The sequence below is a fragment of the uncultured Meiothermus sp. genome, from assembly GCF_937863175.1.
GTDB lineage: Bacteria > Deinococcota > Deinococci > Deinococcales > Thermaceae > Meiothermus.
On record NZ_CALMCQ010000316.1, the window covers coordinates 1 to 2030 of the forward strand.

The following is a 2030-nucleotide window of genomic DNA, read 5'->3' on the forward strand; positions in this document are numbered from 1 at the left end:
ACGACCTCTCCTCACGGTCCTCTGGCCTGCGATCCACTCCAGAAGCATCGCCCTGCGCCTACCAAGCCTGGGTTCAGGCCGGTTCTGGTTGTGTAGAGCCCCCCAAGGCTCGGGGTGAAGCACTGCTCTAGAATCCTCTGACATATTTCGAGTATCCTTAGGCCCGTGAACCTCGACTCCCCCCGCATCCTGGTGCTCAACGCCGGGTACGAGCCGTTGGGCCTGGCCAGCGTCAAGCGCGCCGTTATCCTGGTCATGAACGGAACTGCCGAGGTGGTCGAGGAAAGCGGCGAATACCTACGAACTCCCAGCACCCCCTACCCCGTCCCCAGCATCATCCGCCTTAAACGTCTTGTCCGCCGCCCTCCGGGGCGGCTTGCCCTTAACCGCCGCAATATCCTGCGCCGTGACGCCTACACCTGCCAGTACTGTGGCAGGCGGGGGGGCGACCTCACGGTGGATCATGTCTTCCCCAAAAGCCGGGGGGGGCGCAGCATCTGGGAGAACCTGGTCGCAGCCTGCCGTCCCTGCAACCTTAAGAAGAAAAACCGCACCCCCGAGGAAGCCGGGATGCGTCTGGCCCGTCGCCCGATTCCCCCGCGCCACAGCCTTTTGCTGGTGGCCGACCTACCCAGCCTGCCCGAAACCTGGCGAATGTATCTGCCAGAGCTTGACCATCACCGTTAGTCCAACCCCTGCTTGACCCAGCCCACCGCGCCGCTTTCGAGCCTGCTTTGATCCCCTGCGGATGCGTGGTCGAGCTGGGCAGGATGGCCTGCACGATGCCCTTGGTCGGCCTCCCGGTACGCTGATCCGCCGTGAGTACCATGGCGACGTTTGAGCCAGTGTTGATGCTGGACGGTAGTTGGGGTTCATGGTTACTGCTGCTTGCTCCAGCAGAACATTTCCTCAGGCTCGGCATACCCGCTCGCGGGATTTGTTTGGGCTGGTACGCACGGTGCGACGCTTTGTGGGAGGAGTGCTGCGGAAGCACAGAGTTATGTACCGAACCACTTAGCGCTGTGGGCAAGTCTAATCCGCCGCTACGCCCACCTTCTGGTGGATCTCGGGAATGCGAGCCAGGAAGGCCCCGGTGGGACTGCTGGTTTGGGCCACCTCTTCGGGGGTGCCCTCGGCTACAATCTGGCCGCCCCTGGCCCCGCCTTCGGGCCCCAGGTCAATTACCCAGTCGGCAGTCTTGACCACGTCCATGTTGTGCTCAATTACCACCACGGTGTTGCCGCCCTCTACCAGCCGGTGCAGAACGTGCAGTAGCTTGGCGGTGTCTTCAAAATGCAGGCCGGTGGTGGGCTCATCCAGGATGTAGAGGGTGCGTCCGGTCGAGCGGCGGCCCAGTTCGGTAGAGAGTTTGATGCGCTGGGCCTCGCCGCCCGAGAGAGTGGGAGAGGGCTGGCCCAGTTTCATATACCCCAGGCCCACGTCCACCATCAGTTGCAGCTTGCGGGCAATGGTGGGGATGTTTTCAAAGAAGCCCAGGGCCTCCTCTACCGTCATATCCAGCACGTCGGCAATGTTCCTGGCGCGTAGCTTTACCTCGAGGGTCTCCTTGTTGTAACGCTTGCCCTTGCAAACCTCGCACTGCACGTAGAGGTCAGGCAGAAAGAGCATCTCGATCTTCTTGGTGCCATCGCCGCTACAGGCCTCGCAACGCCCGCCCTTGACGTTGAAGCTGAAGCGTCCGGCCTCGTAGCCGCGCTTGCGGGCCTCGGGGGTCTTGGAGAACAGGTCGCGGATTTCGTCAAAGATGCCAGTGTAGGTCGCGGGGTTGGAGCGCGGGGTACGCCCGATGGGCGACTGATCAATCTCGATCACCTTGTCGAGGTGTTCGATGCCTTCCATTCCGGAGAACTTGCCGGGAATGGCCTTGGCCCGCATCAGATCACGGGCCAGCGCCGAGTAGAGAATGTCGTGGACCAGGGTAGACTTGCCCGACCCCGATGGCCCGGTGATGGTCACAAACTTACCCAGGGGGATTTTCAGGTTGACGTTTTTGAGGTTGTGCTCGCGGG

The 2030-nt window shown here is 62.0% G+C and carries 2 protein-coding genes and 1 pseudogene; 1 reads left to right on the forward strand and 2 read right to left on the reverse strand.

Annotated elements, in window-relative coordinates; genetic code table 11:
* Positions 1 to 165: 165 nt before the first annotated feature.
* Positions 166 to 687, forward strand: coding sequence for an HNH endonuclease (locus tag Q0288_RS11945; protein ID WP_299430700.1), 522 nt, complete (start codon positions 166 to 168; stop codon positions 685 to 687).
* A gap of 58 nt (positions 688 to 745) precedes the next feature.
* On the opposite strand, the pseudogene Q0288_RS18085 reads toward Q0288_RS11945, so the two are convergent.
* Together Q0288_RS18085 and Q0288_RS11955 are read right to left on the reverse strand one after the other, a co-directional pair.
* Positions 746 to 922: pseudogene (locus Q0288_RS18085) on the reverse strand (DUF2196 domain-containing protein); the annotation flags it as partial.
* A gap of 110 nt (positions 923 to 1032) precedes the next feature.
* A partial coding sequence (locus tag Q0288_RS11955) for an ATP-binding cassette domain-containing protein (protein WP_299430702.1) occupies positions 1033 to 2030 on the reverse strand: 998 nt, incomplete at its 5' end.